Here is a 15062-nt window from a genome sequence, read left to right on the forward strand (position 1 = left end):
CTTTTCTCTCATGGTCGGCGTCGTTATGCCAGCCATCAGACAGGATGCTCTAACAATGCAGCGAGCGTGCCAGAATGGCGCACGCCGCATCGCTCATTTCAGTAAGCTCATGAATATGCTGAAAAAAAACATCACCATCTTCATGCATGCAGCACGAAAACCCGACCAAAGATGGGCCGACAAGGTGCAAAAATTCTTGCCGCGCAGTGCAGATTCATCATTTGAGTGCACCAAAAAACGCCATTGCTCCACATTGGTGCAAAGTGCTGAATCCCGGGAATTTTTCCGCTCACACCCGATGATCACGTCAGCATCACATTGCGGTCATTTCTTCCTTTCATCCTCATGTTTGCCTCGACTCACAAGTTTTTTTCATCCGCGACAAGGGCGCGGAAAAGACTTGAGAGACAACCATTTGGGCACTTCAGGCCAATTGAAGGCACTCGCTGACTCGCCTCGTGAATGCACGATGCTGGCAGGAGGCATGCCATGCCCCCTATAATGCGCCCCAAATCACAAGCGCCCGGTACGCGAGCGCCCATTTTCCGCACAGGTTCCCGTCGTGATCGAGAAACTTCGCAACATAGCCATCATCGCCCACGTTGACCACGGTAAAACTACCCTGGTCGACAAGCTCCTGAGTCAGTCTGGCACCCTGGACCGCAAGGCCGAGGGTCAGGAACGCATCATGGATTCCAACGACCAGGAAAAAGAGCGCGGCATCACCATTCTCGCGAAGAACACCGCGATCCAGTGGAACGACTACCACATCAACATCGTGGATACCCCTGGGCACGCTGACTTCGGTGGCGAAGTCGAGCGCGTGATGTCCATGGTCGATTCCGTGCTGCTGCTGGTCGATGCCGTCGATGGCCCGATGCCGCAGACTCGCTTCGTGACCCAGAAGGCATTCGCCCAGGGCCTGAAGCCGATCGTCGTCGTCAACAAGATCGACCGTCCGGGCTCTCGTCCTGACTGGGTCGTTGACCAGATCTTCGATCTGTTCGACAACCTGGGCGCGACTGACGAGCAGCTCGACTTCCCGATCATCTACTGCTCTGCCCTCAACGGCATTGCCGGTATGGATCCGGAAGACCTGAAAGACACAATGGACCCGATGTTCCAGTCCATCGTCGACATCGTCGAGCCGCCGAAGGTCGAGCTGGACGGTCCGTTCCAGATGCAGATCTCCGCACTGGACTACAACAGCTACGTCGGCGTCATCGGTCTGGGTCGCATCAAGCGCGGCGCCGTCAGCCCGGGTCAGCAGGTTTCCATCATCACCAAGGAAGGCGCTGTCCGTAAGGGCAAGATCGGCCAGGTCATGACTCACATGGGTCTGGACCGCGTGCAGACCGACAAGGCGACTGCCGGCGACATCGTCTGCATCACCGGTATCGAGAACCTCGCGATCTCCGACACCATCTGCGACACCGCCACTGTCGAGGCGCTGCCGCCGCTGACCGTCGATGAGCCGACCGTCTCCATGACCTTCCAGGTCAATGACTCTCCGTTCGCCGGTCAGGACGGCAAGTTCGTCACCAGCCGCAACATCCGTGAGCGTCTGGACCAGGAACTGATCCACAACGTCGCACTGCGCGTCGAACAGGGCGAGACTCCGGAGAAGTTCGTCGTCTCCGGTCGTGGTGAGCTTCACCTCTCCGTTCTGATCGAATCCATGCGTCGTGAAGGCTTCGAACTGGCCGTGGGCCGTCCGGAAGTCATCATCAAGGAAATCGACGGCAAGAAGCAGGAGCCGTACGAAGAAGTCATCATCGACTGTGAAGAGCAGCACCAGGGCTCCATCATGGAAGAGCTGGGCTACCGCAAGGGCGAGCTGACCAACATGAACCCGGATGGCAAGGGTCGTGTGCGTCTGGACTTCATCATCCCGTCTCGCGGTCTGATCGGCTTCCGTGGTCAGTTCCTGACCCTGACCTCCGGTACCGGCATCCTGACCAGCCGCTTCGATCACTACGGTGATCTGAAGGAAGGCGCAGGCGTCGAGCGTCGCAACGGCGTCATGATCTCCATGGTGCCGGGCAAGGCGCTGTCCTACGCCCTGTACACCCTGCAGGAACGTGGCAAGCTGATCATCGGTCACGGTACCGAAGTCTATGAAGGCATGCTGGTCGGTATCCACAACCGCGCCAACGACCTGGTCGTGAACCCGACCAAGGCCAAGAAGCTCGATAACATGCGTTCTACCGGCAACGATGAAAACATCGTGCTGACGCCGCCGATTCGCTTCACCCTGGAACAGGCGATCGAGTTCCTGGATTCCGATGAGCTGGTGGAAGTCACTCCGCTGCACATCCGTATCCGCAAGAAGTACCTGAAAGAGAACGAGCGCAAGCGCGCCAGCAAGTAAGCTGGCCCAGCCTGCCCCCTGCCTGATGGCAGGGGGAGTGCTCAAACGCAAAAGACCCGCCAACTCGGCGGGTCTTTTGCGTTTGAGCACTTTTCGCTGTTGCCGCAAAGGGCAGCATGACCATCTCTCTAATACTTATGAATGTCATTGCAGGAAGTGCGTCGCTATTAGGGCTCGCAAAATAAGGGAACTTTGCGCGATACCTTGGCCTGAGGCATCTCTAACACTTAAATGAGGGTTATATGAGGCATATTCGTGTTGCGCATATAGCGTCTTCATTCAGAGCATGCCACACGCGGCCAACGCCCCTGCGCAACGTAATGTCTTGATCTATTGATAGCGCGCAATCACACGTCACCGAGCGAGGATAAATCGTCGAATTCTAATGATGCGTCGCGTTTGGACGACGCAAAAACGAGACGTCGATGCGCAGTCACTAGGGTCAACGCAACGGAGCAGGTATCTTCTGCCGGAGCTTTCTTTATGCATATCCTGCAGTTAACGAAGACTTGTTCGCCACACGCCACCCGGAGCAGGGTCCTCTTACCGATCCTCGTGAGCACTCGCCATGTGTCGCCATTGCCAAGCCCGGTGTGTGCAATGCGTCACGAATACGCTCCAGAAGACCCGTATGAAAGGATTCAGCAATGAGCATCAAGCAACGCCTCGAAGTCCTGCCATGGGACACGCTGGCGCGTTACCGCCTGATCGAGATCATCGCCTTGTGGGAGGGGCGAGTCACTTCGCGCCATCTGGGCAACGCCTTCGGTATCGCCAGACAACAAGCCTCGCGCGTCATGAAGACCTACCGCGAGACGGTCGCCGAGAACAATCTCGAGTATGACCCCGTCATCAAGGGCTACCGTCCGTCGGCGAATTTCTGCCCCATGCTGACGCGGGGTGAGGTCGATGAATACCTGCAATTGCTGGGCAATCACGACAATCTGAATCCGCATTTCACCGGGTTGGGGCTAGGCCAGGCAAACACCGAGGCCCTGCGCCTGCCGTCACGCAGCGCCAGTCCGCCGGTGGTCAGGGCCTTGATCGAAGCCGCCAGTCAGGGCGCGCGTCTCGAAGTGACCTATGCCTCTCTCAACTCTCCCCAGGGGGAGGAGCGCATCCTGTGTCCGCATACGCTGGTCTACGCCGCTGGCCGCTGGCATGTGCGCGCCTTCTGCGAGAAGAACCGGGCTTTTCGTGACTTCGTGCTGTCTCGATTCCGCGCGGTGCCGGAGCTGTTCGGTGAAGCCCTCGAGGGCAGCCAGCGCGAGTGCGATGAAGGCTGGGAGACGCGAGTCACCTTGAAGCTGGGCGCCGATCCGCGCCTGACGCCCGCCGAGCGCGGCCTGATAGAGCAGGACCACGGCATGGTGGATGGCGAGCTGCACCTGCCGACACGCGGCGCTCTGGTGCAGTACGTCCTGCGCGAGCTGGGCATCAATCCGGACCATCTGGAAGAGTCTCCGCGCGCCCAGCAGCTGGTGGTGCTCAATCGCGACGAGATCACTGACTGGCTGTTCGTCAGCTCCAGCGCCTGACGCGGGAGTGAGCTGGTCGTGCTCAATCGCGACGAGATCACTGACTGGCTGTTCGTCAGCTCCAGCGCCTGACGCGGGAGTGAGCGGGTCTGCCCTCGCGCTGACCTCAGTTGCCTGAATGGGCTATCCATCGCCGAGCGAAGTTTATATGATGACTTCTGCACACAGTCCTTCGCCCTTCCCGGCGGAGGGCTGTTTTTTTGGTGTCCAGCAAGGCCTTGCTCGCAAGGGGCTGACACCACGACTGACAGGAGGTCTCATGGCCACACTTCCCTCGATCATCATCAATCGTCTGGACGCCGAACGCCTCGAGCGCCTGATTGATCGCGTTGCCGCCGCCGACCGTCAGGTGGCAGAACAGCTTGAGGATGAGCTGGAGCGCGGCGAGGTCGTCGAGCCTCACGAGGTGCCCGCCGATATCGTCAGCATGAACAGCCGCGTGAAGTTCACGGACCTGACCCGCCAGCAGACTCTGGTGCGCACGCTGGTCTATCCGCACGCGCTGCCCGGCCAGCAGGATGGCCTGTCGGTGCTGGCGCCACTGGGAGCTGCCCTGCTCGGCCTCAAGGTCGGCAGCCTCATCGAGTGGCGGCTGCCGGATGGCAGCCTGCACGAGGTGCGTATCGAGGCGCTGCATTACCAGCCGGAAAGTGCCGGCGACCTGCACCGCTGACAGCGCCTAGCGCATCAGCAGGCGGCGGATAAGACCATGGATGGCGCGCGCTGTCGGCCCGTCGGCATAGGGCGGATACATCAGTCGCGCGCCATTCATGCGTCCCTTGGCGAAGATTCCCTTGGCCTTGCTGAGCGTCTGGAAGCCTTCCTTGCCATGATAATGGCCCATCCCGGACGGCCCGATACCGCCGAACGGCATGTCATCCTGCGCCACATGCAGCAGGGTATCGTTCAGACACATTCCGCCCGCATGCGTGCCTTCGGTGACCCGCTGCTGTTCATGCTTGTCGTGGCCGAAGTAATAAAGCGCCAGCGGCCGGGGCCGGGCGTTCACATAGGCCATCGCGACGCATAGCGTATCCGCCGGTGCCTCCAGCAACTTGCCCTTCACACTCGTCTCGCCCTCCGCCTCATCCGTTGCCCCCGGGTCCGCCAGGCCGACGATCGGCAGCAGCGGGCCGAAGATTTCCTCCTGCATCACGCGCATCTCATCCGTCACATCGAGCAACGCCAGCGGTGGCATCAGACGCTTCTCGACCAGCTCCGGGTCATTCCAGTCGGGACTGTCGACCAGAGGCCTGAGTGTCGCACCCTTCGCCAGGGCGTCCTCGAGCACCTCTCGCAAGCGCTGGTACTGACGCTGATTGATGATGCGCGAATAGTCCTGCGTCTCGCAGAAGCGCGGATAGAAGCGCTGGAAGGCCTCGCCCAGTGCCGTGACCAGCAGCGGGACCTGGTCGTCACGGCACAGCACATAGTCCGGCGCGACGCAGGTCTGGCCGGCGTTCATGCCCTTGCCGAAGGCCAGCCGCCCCGCCGCTTCACGACGCTGGGCCTCATCCGCCATCAGTTCACGCGACATGATCACCGGCGACTTGCCGCCCAGCTCCAGCGTCACGGGGGTCAGGTTGTCCGCCGCGGCGCGCATCACATGCTTGCCGACCGCCGTGCTGCCGGTGAACAGCAGGTGGTCGAAGGGCAAGGCCGAGAAGGCCGCCGCCACATCGGCCTCACCGATCACCACGGCCACCTGCACCTCATCGAAGGCATCGAGCAGCATCACGCGCAGCGCCTCGGCGGTCTCGGGGGTGAACTCGCTCATCTTGATCATCACCCGATTGCCGGCACTCAGGGCGCTGATCAAGGGGCCGATCGCCAAATAGAGGGGATAGTTCCAGGGCACGATGATGCCGACCACGCCCAGCGGCTGATAGACGACGCGCGCAGAGGCCGGCTGGAAGGCGGCGCTGACATGGCGCTTGGAGGGCTTCATCCAGCCTTTCAGGTGACGGCGTGCATGACGAATGCCCTCGTAGCTCGGTACCAGTTCGGCCAGACGCGTCTCATGGGCGCTGCGGTGACCGAAATCGGCGCTGATCGCCGCGATCAAGGCCTCCTCGTGTGACTTGAGTGCATCACGCAGCGAAGTCAGCCAGGCCTGGCGCTCGTTGGCGCTGGGCATCGGCGACAGGCCGTAGGCGGCGCGCTGGTCTTCCAGCAGCGCCTGCATGCGCGTGATCTCCCGGGTAGCAGCCTCGCTGCTCTCATTAGACGAGCCAGCAGACGAGACAGCAGACGAGGTAGCAGATTCAGGCGAAGCAGGATCAACAGGGGCGGCAGTCGTCATGAGAACATCCAGTGAGGGCCGGCGAAGCCAGCAGCGAAGGCAGACAGCCACGAGTATGGCGTACCAGTCGGTAGCGACCGGCGCGAGGAGAATCACCGGCGTGGCTCATCCCGTTTTAGAACACTCGTTTGATGACGTCAAAGAAAGTCGCCTGCGCCGCTGCTGCGCGCCGCAATGCAAAAAGCCCCCGCACCGTGAGGTACGAGGGCTTTTCGGGTGTCGACCGGCGATGGCGCCGGTGACGGGAATTCGTTGGCGCGCCCAGCAGGATTTGAACCTGCGACCCCTGCCTTCGGAGGGCAGTACTCTATCCAGCTGAGCTATGGGCGCGCATGCCAAGGTTGCAGTGAACCGAGGCGCGCTTATGGTAACGTCTTGATTCTACGATGTCGAGATATCCCGCCAGCCACGCGGTTGCTGCGCCTCCGGCGAGCGCTATACTGGCTCGATACACAGCCCCAAAAGGTGCACGCCATGCAAGCTCGCCGGCCAGCTGCTTTTCCCCTCAAGCGCTCTTCCCTGTCACTCTCGTTGAGCGCGATGCTGTTCAGCGTGCTTGTCAGCGCGTCCGCACAGGCCGCAGACAACTCCCGCGAGGCGATTGCCGAGCGGCTCAAGCCGGTGGGCGAGCTATGCGTGAAGGGCGATGCCTGCGCCGGTGATGGCTCGGCAGCGAGCTCGCAGCCGACGGACAGCGGCGCTGGCGGGCAAGCCAGTGCCGCCAGCGCGATAGACGGCGAGAAGGTCTACGGTGGCATCTGCATGGCCTGTCACACCACTGGCGCCGCCGGTGCCCCGCGCCTGGGCGAGGCCGGCGACTGGGAAGGCCGCCTCTCCAAGGGCGACGAGACGCTCTACACCCACGCCATCGAAGGCTTCAATGCCATGCCGGCCAAGGGCGGCAACCCGGCGCTTTCCGATGAGGAAGTGAAGGCCGCGGTGGATTACCTGCTCGACTCCGTGCGCTGAGTCTCAGCGCACAGTACCCGACAGTAAACATCAGCCCAGCAGCGAACGCAGGCCCGCGATGGCATCCCGCCCGCGGGCCACTTTCTTCTCCTGATCCTGCGGCTTGTCGGCCCGCCCTTCCCACTCGAGGTCTTCGGGCGGCAGCTCATCCAGGAAGCGGCTCGGCACGCAGTCCATCATCTCGCCGTAGGTCTTGCGCTGGCGCGCCAGCGTCAGCACCAACGTACGGCGGGCACGAGTGATACCCACGTAGGCGAGGCGGCGCTCCTCCTCCACCGTTTCCATCTCGATGGAGTTGCGGTGCGGCAGCAAGTCTTCCTCCAGCCCCAGCACGTAGACATGCGGGAACTCCAGACCCTTGGAGGCATGCAGCGTCAGCAGCTGCACGCGGTCGGAGTCATCTTCCTCGGCCTGCTGCTCGAGAATGTCGCGCAGCACCAGGCGTGAGATGGCCGCCGCGACATCGCCGGTCTCGGTATCGCCGATCATCGCCTCGCTGCCCTCCAGCTCCTCCACCTCTTCCTGCGGATTGCCGCTGATCGACTTCTCGAGCTGATCGACCAGAATCCAGACGTTGGCCATGCGCCGCTCAGCGATCTTGGGCGCACTGGCGTTCTGGTATAGCCAGCCTTCGTAATCCACCTCGCGGAACAGCTCGCGGATGGCACTGATCGACTGGCCGGCGTCCATCTCGCGGCGCACGCGGTCCAGCGTGTGGGTGAAGCGGCCGAGGCGGTCCAGCGCACGCTCGCTCAGCTGCTCGCGCAGGCCCATCTCGCTGCAGGCGGCGTAGAGCGACACGCCACGCCCGGTGGCGTAGTTGGCCAGCTTCTCCAGCGTGCCCGGCCCGACTTCGCGCCGCGGCACGTTGACGATGCGCAGGAAGGCGTTGTCATCCGCCGGATTGATCAGCAGACGCAGGTAGGCCATCGCGTCCTTGATCTCGTTGCGCCCGAAGAAGGAGGTGCCGCCGGAGAGCTTGTAGGGAATCTGGTAGTGCTGCAGCTTCAGCTCCAGCAGGCGTGCCTGGAAGTTACCGCGATAGAGCACCGCGAAATCACGCCATTCGGCGCCTTCCTTGATGCGCCGCGTGAGAATCTCGCCCGCCACACGCTCGGCCTCGGCCTCTTCGTTGCGATTCATGATGATGCGGATCGGGTCGCCATCGCCCATCTGCGACCACAGCGTCTTGTCGTAGACGTGGGGGTTGTTGGCGATCAGGGTGTTCGCCGCGCGCAGGATGATGCCGGTGGAGCGATAGTTCTGCTCCAGCTTGATCAGGTTCAGGCGCGGGAAGTCCTCACCGAGGGTGACGAGGTTCTCCGGGCGCGCGCCGCGCCAGGCGTAGATCGACTGGTCATCGTCGCCCACCACCGTGAAGGTCTGACGCTCCTGCATCAGCATCTTCACCAGCAGATACTGGCTGATGTTGGTGTCCTGATACTCATCGACCAGCATGTAGTGGATGCGCCGCTGCCAGCGCGCCAGCACCTCGGGGTGATCACGGAACAGCACCACCGGCAGCAGGATCAGGTCATCGAAGTCGACCGCGTTGTAGGCCTTGAGGTGCCGGTTGTAGGCCTCGTAGATCACCGCGGCGTACTGGGCGTCTTCATCCTCGGCATGCGACAGCGCCGCCCCGGGCAGGATCAGGTCATTCTTCCAGGTGGAAATCTGACTCTGCACCGCGTTGATCTGCTCGGCGTCGGTGTCGGCTTCCTTGTGCATCAGCTCCTTGATCAACACCTTGGCGTCATCGGTATCGAACAGCGAGAAGCCCGGCTTGTAGCCCAGTGTCTTCAGCTCGCCGCGGATGATGGTCAGGCCGAGGGTGTGGAAGGTCGAGACGATCAGCCCGTGGCCCTCGCGGCCCTTGAGCATCTTGCCGACACGCTCCTTCATCTCGCGCGCCGCCTTGTTGGTGAAGGTCACGGCGGCGATGTTGCGTGCCTTCATGCCGCATTCCTGCACCAGATAGGCGATCTTAGTCGTGATCACGCTGGTCTTGCCTGATCCGGCACCGGCCAGCACCAGACAGGGGCCATCGATGGCGCGCACGGCTTCCTGCTGGCGGAGGTTGAGCTTGGCGAGGCGATCACGGATCTCGGTCATCACGGTGTCCTGCTGGGCGAAGAAAGGGAGCGGAAATGCATCTCACGCGGGCGATGGTCGGTCAATCGAGGGCTGGCCGATCAGTCGAGGGCTGGCCGATCAATCGAGCATTGCGGCGCCGGCGAAATCGAGCTGACGCCAGCTTTCATAGACGACCACGGCGACGGCATTCGACAGGTTCATGCTGCGGCTGTCGGCCAGCATCGGCAGGCGCAACACCTGCTCGCGGGGCAGGCTGTCGAGCATCGCCTGTGGCAGGCCGCGGGTCTCGGGGCCGAACACCAGCGCATCACCGGCCTGGAAGCTGGCCTCATGCGGCGCGGTGCGCCCACGCGTCGAGAGCGCGAAGACCCGCGAAGGTTTCACGCTCGCCACGAAATCATCGAGGCTGGCATGGCGCTGCACATGTGCCCACTCATGATAATCGAGACCGGCACGGCGCAGGCGCTTGTCATCCAGCTCGAACCCCAACGGCTCGATAAGATGCAGGCGGTAACCGGTGTTGGCACACAGCCGGATGATGTTGCCGGTATTGGGCGGAATCTCGGGCTGATAGAGCACGATATCGAGCATGAGCAGACTCGCGGCAGAAGGCGAAAACAGGGGGCTGGCCGGCGATGCTCACCTGGCCATGACAACGCAAAGCGGGCCCCGAAGGGCCCGCCATCTTACCGCAATGCGTGACTCACGCGGAGCACGCGTTGCCGAGAACCACCTTCAGAACTGCAGACGCATGCCGACCAGCGGGCCGGAATCCAGCGTGCGTTCGTCACGGTTCTCGAAGTCGGCCTTCACCTTGCGGTAGCCGACATAGCCTTCGACGTTGTCGATGACCTGATACCGTGCGCGCAGGCCGTATTCGTAGCTGTGCTCGAGGTCGTTGCTGGTCGCCACGTCCGGGGTCACGTAGCCGTAGCCACCCAGCGAGACGCGCGGTGCGCCCGGCAGGTAGTAGTAGCCGTAGCCGCCGAGGCCCAGACCGCCGCCGTCACCGTGGTCGGTGTCGTACTGGCTCCAGCGTGCGCCGAGGCCCACGTCGTATTCGCTGGTGCGCTCGGTGCCCAGCAGCTGGACGTGACCGGCCGTGACGTCATCGTGGTCATCGCTGGACAGGATACCGCCGCCGAGCTGGACGCCATTGCCGATCTCGCCATTGATTTCGCCCTGAACGGCTTCAGTATTCAGGTTGAGGTCAGCGTTGCCGGCCATGGCCGGGGCGGACAGACTGGCAGCGAGGATGGCTGCCGAAAGGCCGAGAATGTTACGGTGAGCTGTCATGTATGCACCTCTGTACGTGACTGGGAAGGTAATGCTGCGCGGGTCATGAACGCTCTCAGGCGCCCTGGAGACCGTATTGCGCACGGTAGTCGCGAATCGCGACCGCATGCCCAGACAGTTCCTGCTGTGCGTATTGTTCCAGATATTCGAGCACCTGGTCGAGCGTCACGATACTGACCACGGGCATGGAGAAACGTGCCTCCACTTCCTGAATGGCGCTGTTCGCCTTCAGGCCTCCCTGACCATCGGGAGCGCGCTCCTGACGGTCCAGTGCGATCACGACGCCCGCCGCCTTGGCACTCTCGGCGTGGATGATCTCCATCACTTCGCCGATGGCGGTACCGGCGGTGATGACATCGTCGATGATCATCACGCGGCCTTCGAGGGGCGCGCCGACCAACGAGCCCCCTTCACCGTGGGTCTTGGCTTCCTTGCGATTGAAGGTGAACGGCATGTCACGATCATGATGATCAGCCAGCGCCACGGCCGTCACGGCACCCAGCGGGATACCCTTGTACGCCGGGCCGAACAGTACATCGGCCTCCAGGCCTGATTCGACGATGGCACGCGCATAGAAGCGTCCCAGACGCGCCAGGGCCTGTCCGGAGCGGAATAGACCAGCATTGAAGAAGTAGGGGCTCACCCGCCCGGACTTGAGCGTAAACTCGCCAAACCGCAGCACGTCCTGCTCGATGGCAAACTCAATGAACTCCCGCTGGTAGTCCTGCATCCGATATCACCTTTGAATTCGTTAGCCATTTACCAAATCGTCTAAAGCTCGGGTATCATACAGGCGCGACGAACCAGGGACCACGTATGAAAATCGCTACAGTTAACGTCAATGGTATTCGAGAAGCGGTCAGCCGCGGCTTCCTCGACTGGCTTGCCAGTCAGGACGCCGACGTCGTCTGCATCCAGAACCTCAAGGCCAAGAGCTTCGAGCTCGACGACAGCATCCTCTACCCGGAAGGGTACGAAGGCTACTTCCTGGACGCCGAAAAAGACGGCTTCTCAGGGGTTGGCCTCTATTGCCGCCAGATCCCCAAGGCCATCATGTATGGGCTGGGCTTCGAGCAGTGCGATAACGAAGGCCGCTACCTGCAGGCCGATTACGACCGCTTCAGCATCTGCTCTTTCCTGATGCCTGACGGAAGTGATCCGGCTGCCAAGGGCGCCTTCATGGAGCAGTATCAGGAATACCTCAGCAAGCTGCGCCGCAAGCGTCGTGATTACATGATCTGCGGCACCTGGCATGTGGCCCACAAGACTGTCGACCTCGCCAACTGGTCCGACAATCAGATGACGCCGGGCTTCAAGCCGGAAGAACGCGCATGGATGGATCAGGTCTTCGGCCCGATCGGCTTCATCGACGCCTTCCGCGAAGTCAATCGCGATGCCGACCAGTACTCCTGGTGGCCAGCGCTGGACAGTGACCAGCCGCGCGCCCGTCAGGAAGGCTGGCGCCTCGACTATCAGGTCATCGACCCGAACCTGCGTCGTCACATCAAGGACGCCTGGATCGACACCGATGCCACCTTCAGCGAGTTCGCACCGGTCATCGTCGAGTACGACCTCGAGCTGTGACGCACGCTGTCACCCCTTGAGCGTTCGGCCTCGGGCCACCCTGCCAGTCGCATGATGTGCCTTCGCGCACTGACGAAAACGCCCCCATCGCGCAAGCGGTGGGGGCGTTTTCTGTCTGGCATCAAGCGCTCATGACGCAGCGCTCATGGCATGACACTCATGACACAGCACTCATGGCACAGCGGCCGTGCCGCAGGGCTCAGGCGTCGGCCGGCATGCCGAGTGCGGCGCGCTGCGCGGCGAACAGCTGCTCACCGGTACGCTCGGCGAGATCCAGCAGGGCATTGAGCTCGGCGCGATCGAAGGCCGCGCCTTCGGCCGTGCCCTGCACCTCGATCAGCCCCTTGCCTTCGGCCATCACGACATTCATGTCGGTATCGGCCTTGCTGTCTTCCGGGTAGTCGAGATCGGTGACCGGCACACCCTTGTAGATGCCGACCGACACGGCGCTGACCAGACTCACCAGCGGGTCGGTCTTGATCTTGCGCTCACGCTGCAGGCCCTGCAGCGCATCGACCAGTGCCACACAGCCGCCGGTGATCGCCGCGGTACGCGTGCCGCCATCGGCCTGCAGTACATCGCAATCGATGGTGATGGTGTATTCGCCCAGCTTCTTGAGATCTACCGCGGCGCGCAGCGCACGGCCGATCAGCCGCTGGATCTCCACCGTGCGGCCACCCTGCTTGCCACGTGCCGCTTCACGATCATTACGGGTATGGGTCGCACGCGGCAGCATGCCGTACTCGGCGGTCAGCCAGCCCTTGCCGGAACCGCGCAGCCAGCGCGGCACGCCCGCCACGACAGAGGCGGTGCACAGCACGCGGGTCTCCCCGAACTCCACCAGCACCGAACCCTCGGCGTGACGAGTGAACTCACGGGTCAGGCGGATCTCGCGCGGCTGCTCCGGGGTACGGCCACTGGGACGGGTCACGTTGGCTTCGCTCATGGGGATTCCTTGTTGCAGTATTCGGGAGGCCAGAGTCTACACGCCGCAGCCACGGGCGACGACCTTCGCGCCGCGCGGGCCAGACCTGCTCCTGATCACTGGGCGCTCAAGAGCGGCACGCGTACACTTCAGGCTATCAGCGCGGTCGCTCTTGCACCGCCTCTTTTCTGACAGCCAACCGACAAGGAGCACGTCATGGTCCACAGCATGACCGCCTTCAGCCGCCAGACCCATGAAGCCGACTACGGCACCCTGACGCTGGAGCTGCGCTCGGTGAACCAGCGCTATCTCGAACCGCACTTCCGCCTGCCCGACAGCCTGCGCGAACTCGAAAGCGCCTTCCGCGAAGGCCTGCGCAAGCGCCTCAACCGCGGCAAGGTCGAACTCTCGCTGCGCTTTGACGCCGAAGCCGGTGCCGACAGCCTCGCCGTCGATGCCAGACGCCTGGGTGAACTCAGCCGCGTGCTCGCCGAAGTCGGCCAGCACTGCCCGGACGCCCCGCAGCCCTCACGCCTCGCCCTGCTCGACTACCCCGGTGTGCTGGTGCGCGAAGGTGCCGATCAAGAGCGCATCAAGGCCGATGCCCTCAGCCTGTTCAAGCGCGCGCTGGACGAGCACATCGAAGGCCGCGCCCGCGAAGGCGAACGCCTCGCCGAGCTGATCAGCGCACGCCTCGATGGCGTCGACACCCACGTCGCCGAAGTCCGCCGCCTGATGCCCGACATCCTCGCCCGTCAGCGCGAGAACCTGCTCGCTCGCCTCGAAGAAGTCCGCGCCACCCTCGACCCGCAACGCCTGGAAGCCGAACTGACCCTGATGGCCCAGAAGGCCGACGTCGACGAAGAGCTGGACCGCCTCGACACCCACGTCGGCGAAGTCCGTCGTCAGCTCACCCAGAAAGGCCCCATCGGCCGCCGCCTCGACTTCCTGATGCAGGAACTCAACCGCGAAGCCAACACCCTCTCCTCCAAATCCGTCGTCGCCGACACCACCCGCTGCGCCGTCGAGCTCAAGGTGCTGATCGAACAGATGCGCGAGCAGATTCAGAATATCGAGTGATATCCCGCCAAAGGAGTTAGCCGGATGAGCAGACCCGAACCATGGAGTGGTGAAGAAGTCACAGCGATTGTCGAAACCTACAAGAAGATGCTGGTTGCAGAACTTTGCGGCCAGCATTACGTGAAAACGGACCACAATCGTGAGCTTGTCGAGAAATTAAATAATCGCTCAAAGGCTTCTATCGAATTTAAGCACCAAAATATCAGTGCCGTGCTGCGCGATGCCGACTGCCCCTATATCAACGGCTACAAGCCGATGAGTAACTATCAGGGCATGCTGGTCGATGTTGTTGAGCGCCACCTACTGCGTACTGAGCTATTCGATCAGGCAGCACGCAATGCAGCAGACCGGCCGGTCATTGATGCGCCGGCCCCCAAAGATACCTCCATCATTGTCACGCCACCGCAATCCAAGGCACCTCAGACCAGCGTGCAAGAAGCCAAGCAGGGTTACGCGACGCCCACGCCGGTTAAGCGCGACTACCTGGCGCGAGAAGCCCGCAACCATGCACTAGGGAGTGCCGGCGAACGCTTTGTGGTGGCCTTTGAGAAGATGCGCCTCAGAAAAGAAGGCCACACATCACTGGCCGAGAAGGTCGAGCATGTGGCGGAAACCCAGGGCGATGGCTTGGGCTATGACGTCCTGTCCTTTGATGCGGATGGACGAGAGCGTTGGATCGAGGTGAAGACGACGGCATTTGCCAAAGAGTGCGCTTTTTTCATCACGCCAAATGAACTCAAATGCTCGCAAGCCAATCCTGAGCACTACCATCTTTTCCGCATCTTTAGCTTCTTAACCCAGCCCAACATGTACTGCTTGAGGGGCGACCTCTACCCGCAATTGACGCTCAATCCGCAAAGCTATCGCGCGCACCTGCTGTGAATGTCTGACGCCCACCCCTCA

General features: G+C 62.1%; 13 protein-coding genes and 1 tRNA gene. 7 read left to right on the top strand and 7 right to left on the bottom strand.

From position 1 onward, the window contains the following. Positions 1-562 precede the first annotated feature (562 nt). The 3 genes from typA (at position 563) to rnk (ending at position 4582) form a co-directional block, all read left to right on the top strand. Entirely contained in the window at positions 563-2371 is a 1809-nt protein-coding gene (gene typA / locus HA399_RS16865) for a translational GTPase TypA (RefSeq protein ID WP_043335760.1), read from the top strand. Between the two features lie 647 nt (positions 2372-3018). Beyond that, positions 3019-3909: a WYL domain-containing protein gene (locus tag HA399_RS16870; protein WP_043331776.1), complete on the top strand. Its 891-nt coding sequence runs from the start codon at positions 3019-3021 to the stop codon at positions 3907-3909. 259 nt (positions 3910-4168) lie between these two features. Next, positions 4169-4582: a nucleoside diphosphate kinase regulator gene (rnk, locus tag HA399_RS16875; protein ID WP_404325562.1), complete on the top strand. Its 414-nt coding sequence runs from the start codon at positions 4169-4171 to the stop codon at positions 4580-4582. 6 nt (positions 4583-4588) lie between these two features. Here rnk and HA399_RS16880 read toward each other — a convergent pair whose 3' ends face one another. Together HA399_RS16880 and HA399_RS16885 are read right to left on the bottom strand one after the other, a co-directional pair. Beyond that, the gene (locus HA399_RS16880; RefSeq protein ID WP_404325564.1) at positions 4589-6094 is read right to left on the bottom strand and encodes a coniferyl aldehyde dehydrogenase; all 1506 of its coding nucleotides are present in this window, start codon (positions 6092-6094) and stop codon (positions 4589-4591) included. A gap of 370 nt (positions 6095-6464) precedes the next feature. After that, positions 6465-6541: transfer RNA gene (locus HA399_RS16885), tRNA-Arg, on the bottom strand. Between the two features lie 144 nt (positions 6542-6685). Between HA399_RS16885 and HA399_RS16890 the strand changes: the two genes are divergently transcribed. After that, positions 6686-7180 (top strand): c-type cytochrome, encoded by a 495-nt coding sequence (locus HA399_RS16890; RefSeq protein ID WP_404325565.1) that lies wholly within the window; start codon positions 6686-6688, stop codon positions 7178-7180. A 30-nt stretch (positions 7181-7210) separates the two neighbouring features. Here HA399_RS16890 and rep read toward each other — a convergent pair whose 3' ends face one another. The 4 genes from rep to pyrE form a co-directional block, all read right to left on the bottom strand. Beyond that, positions 7211-9292 (bottom strand): DNA helicase Rep, encoded by a 2082-nt coding sequence (rep, locus tag HA399_RS16895; protein ID WP_404325566.1) that lies wholly within the window; start codon positions 9290-9292, stop codon positions 7211-7213. A gap of 99 nt (positions 9293-9391) precedes the next feature. Continuing rightward, the gene (trmL, locus tag HA399_RS16900) at positions 9392-9865 is read right to left on the bottom strand and encodes a tRNA (uridine(34)/cytosine(34)/5-carboxymethylaminomethyluridine(34)-2'-O)-methyltransferase TrmL (protein WP_404325568.1); all 474 of its coding nucleotides are present in this window, start codon (positions 9863-9865) and stop codon (positions 9392-9394) included. A 144-nt stretch (positions 9866-10009) separates the two neighbouring features. Next, positions 10010-10570 (bottom strand): YfaZ family outer membrane protein, encoded by a 561-nt coding sequence (locus tag HA399_RS16905; RefSeq protein WP_043331768.1) that lies wholly within the window; start codon positions 10568-10570, stop codon positions 10010-10012. A 55-nt stretch (positions 10571-10625) separates the two neighbouring features. Next, a complete protein-coding gene (gene pyrE / locus HA399_RS16910; protein ID WP_107335804.1) occupies positions 10626-11300 on the bottom strand; it encodes an orotate phosphoribosyltransferase in 675 nt (224 codons plus the stop codon). Between the two features lie 86 nt (positions 11301-11386). On the opposite strand from pyrE, the gene HA399_RS16915 reads away from it, so the two are divergent. Beyond that, positions 11387-12154: an exodeoxyribonuclease III gene (locus tag HA399_RS16915; protein WP_043331765.1), complete on the top strand. Its 768-nt coding sequence runs from the start codon at positions 11387-11389 to the stop codon at positions 12152-12154. A gap of 199 nt (positions 12155-12353) precedes the next feature. On the opposite strand, the gene rph is transcribed toward HA399_RS16915, so the two are convergent. Continuing rightward, entirely contained in the window at positions 12354-13100 is a 747-nt protein-coding gene (rph, locus tag HA399_RS16920; protein WP_043331764.1) for a ribonuclease PH, read from the bottom strand. Between the two features lie 195 nt (positions 13101-13295). Here rph and HA399_RS16925 point away from each other — a divergent pair, with 195 nt between their 5' ends. Beyond that, positions 13296-14159, top strand: a complete 864-nt coding sequence (locus HA399_RS16925; protein ID WP_107335803.1) for a YicC/YloC family endoribonuclease — start codon at positions 13296-13298, stop codon at positions 14157-14159. 24 nt (positions 14160-14183) lie between these two features. Beyond that, positions 14184-15041, top strand: a complete 858-nt coding sequence (locus HA399_RS16930; protein ID WP_404325570.1) for a DUF3883 domain-containing protein — start codon at positions 14184-14186, stop codon at positions 15039-15041. The last annotated feature ends 21 nt before the right edge of the window (positions 15042-15062 follow it).

The sequence above is a fragment of the Cobetia sp. UIB-001 genome (assembly GCF_044789135.1).
GTDB classification, from domain to species: domain Bacteria; phylum Pseudomonadota; class Gammaproteobacteria; order Pseudomonadales; family Halomonadaceae; genus Cobetia; species Cobetia amphilecti.

What these genes read in the sequence shown, in the direction of transcription:
- HA399_RS16870 (WP_043331776.1), top strand. Translation starts at nt 3,019, where the DNA reads ATGAGCATCAAGCAACGCCTCGAAGTCCTGCCATGGGACACGCTGGCG.
- rnk (WP_404325562.1), top strand. Translation starts at nt 4,169, where the DNA reads ATGGCCACACTTCCCTCGATCATCATCAATCGTCTGGACGCCGAACGC.
- HA399_RS16880 (WP_404325564.1), bottom strand. Translation starts at nt 6,094, where the DNA reads ATGCAGGCGCTGCTGGAAGACCAGCGCGCCGCCTACGGCCTGTCGCCG.
- HA399_RS16890 (WP_404325565.1), top strand. Translation starts at nt 6,686, where the DNA reads ATGCAAGCTCGCCGGCCAGCTGCTTTTCCCCTCAAGCGCTCTTCCCTG.
- rep (WP_404325566.1), bottom strand. Translation starts at nt 9,292, where the DNA reads ATGACCGAGATCCGTGATCGCCTCGCCAAGCTCAACCTCCGCCAGCAG.
- trmL (WP_404325568.1), bottom strand. Translation starts at nt 9,865, where the DNA reads ATGCTCGATATCGTGCTCTATCAGCCCGAGATTCCGCCCAATACCGGC.
- HA399_RS16905 (WP_043331768.1), bottom strand. Translation starts at nt 10,570, where the DNA reads ATGACAGCTCACCGTAACATTCTCGGCCTTTCGGCAGCCATCCTCGCT.
- pyrE (WP_107335804.1), bottom strand. Translation starts at nt 11,300, where the DNA reads ATGCAGGACTACCAGCGGGAGTTCATTGAGTTTGCCATCGAGCAGGAC.
- HA399_RS16915 (WP_043331765.1), top strand. Translation starts at nt 11,387, where the DNA reads ATGAAAATCGCTACAGTTAACGTCAATGGTATTCGAGAAGCGGTCAGC.
- rph (WP_043331764.1), bottom strand. Translation starts at nt 13,100, where the DNA reads ATGAGCGAAGCCAACGTGACCCGTCCCAGTGGCCGTACCCCGGAGCAG.
- HA399_RS16925 (WP_107335803.1), top strand. Translation starts at nt 13,296, where the DNA reads ATGGTCCACAGCATGACCGCCTTCAGCCGCCAGACCCATGAAGCCGAC.
- HA399_RS16930 (WP_404325570.1), top strand. Translation starts at nt 14,184, where the DNA reads ATGAGCAGACCCGAACCATGGAGTGGTGAAGAAGTCACAGCGATTGTC.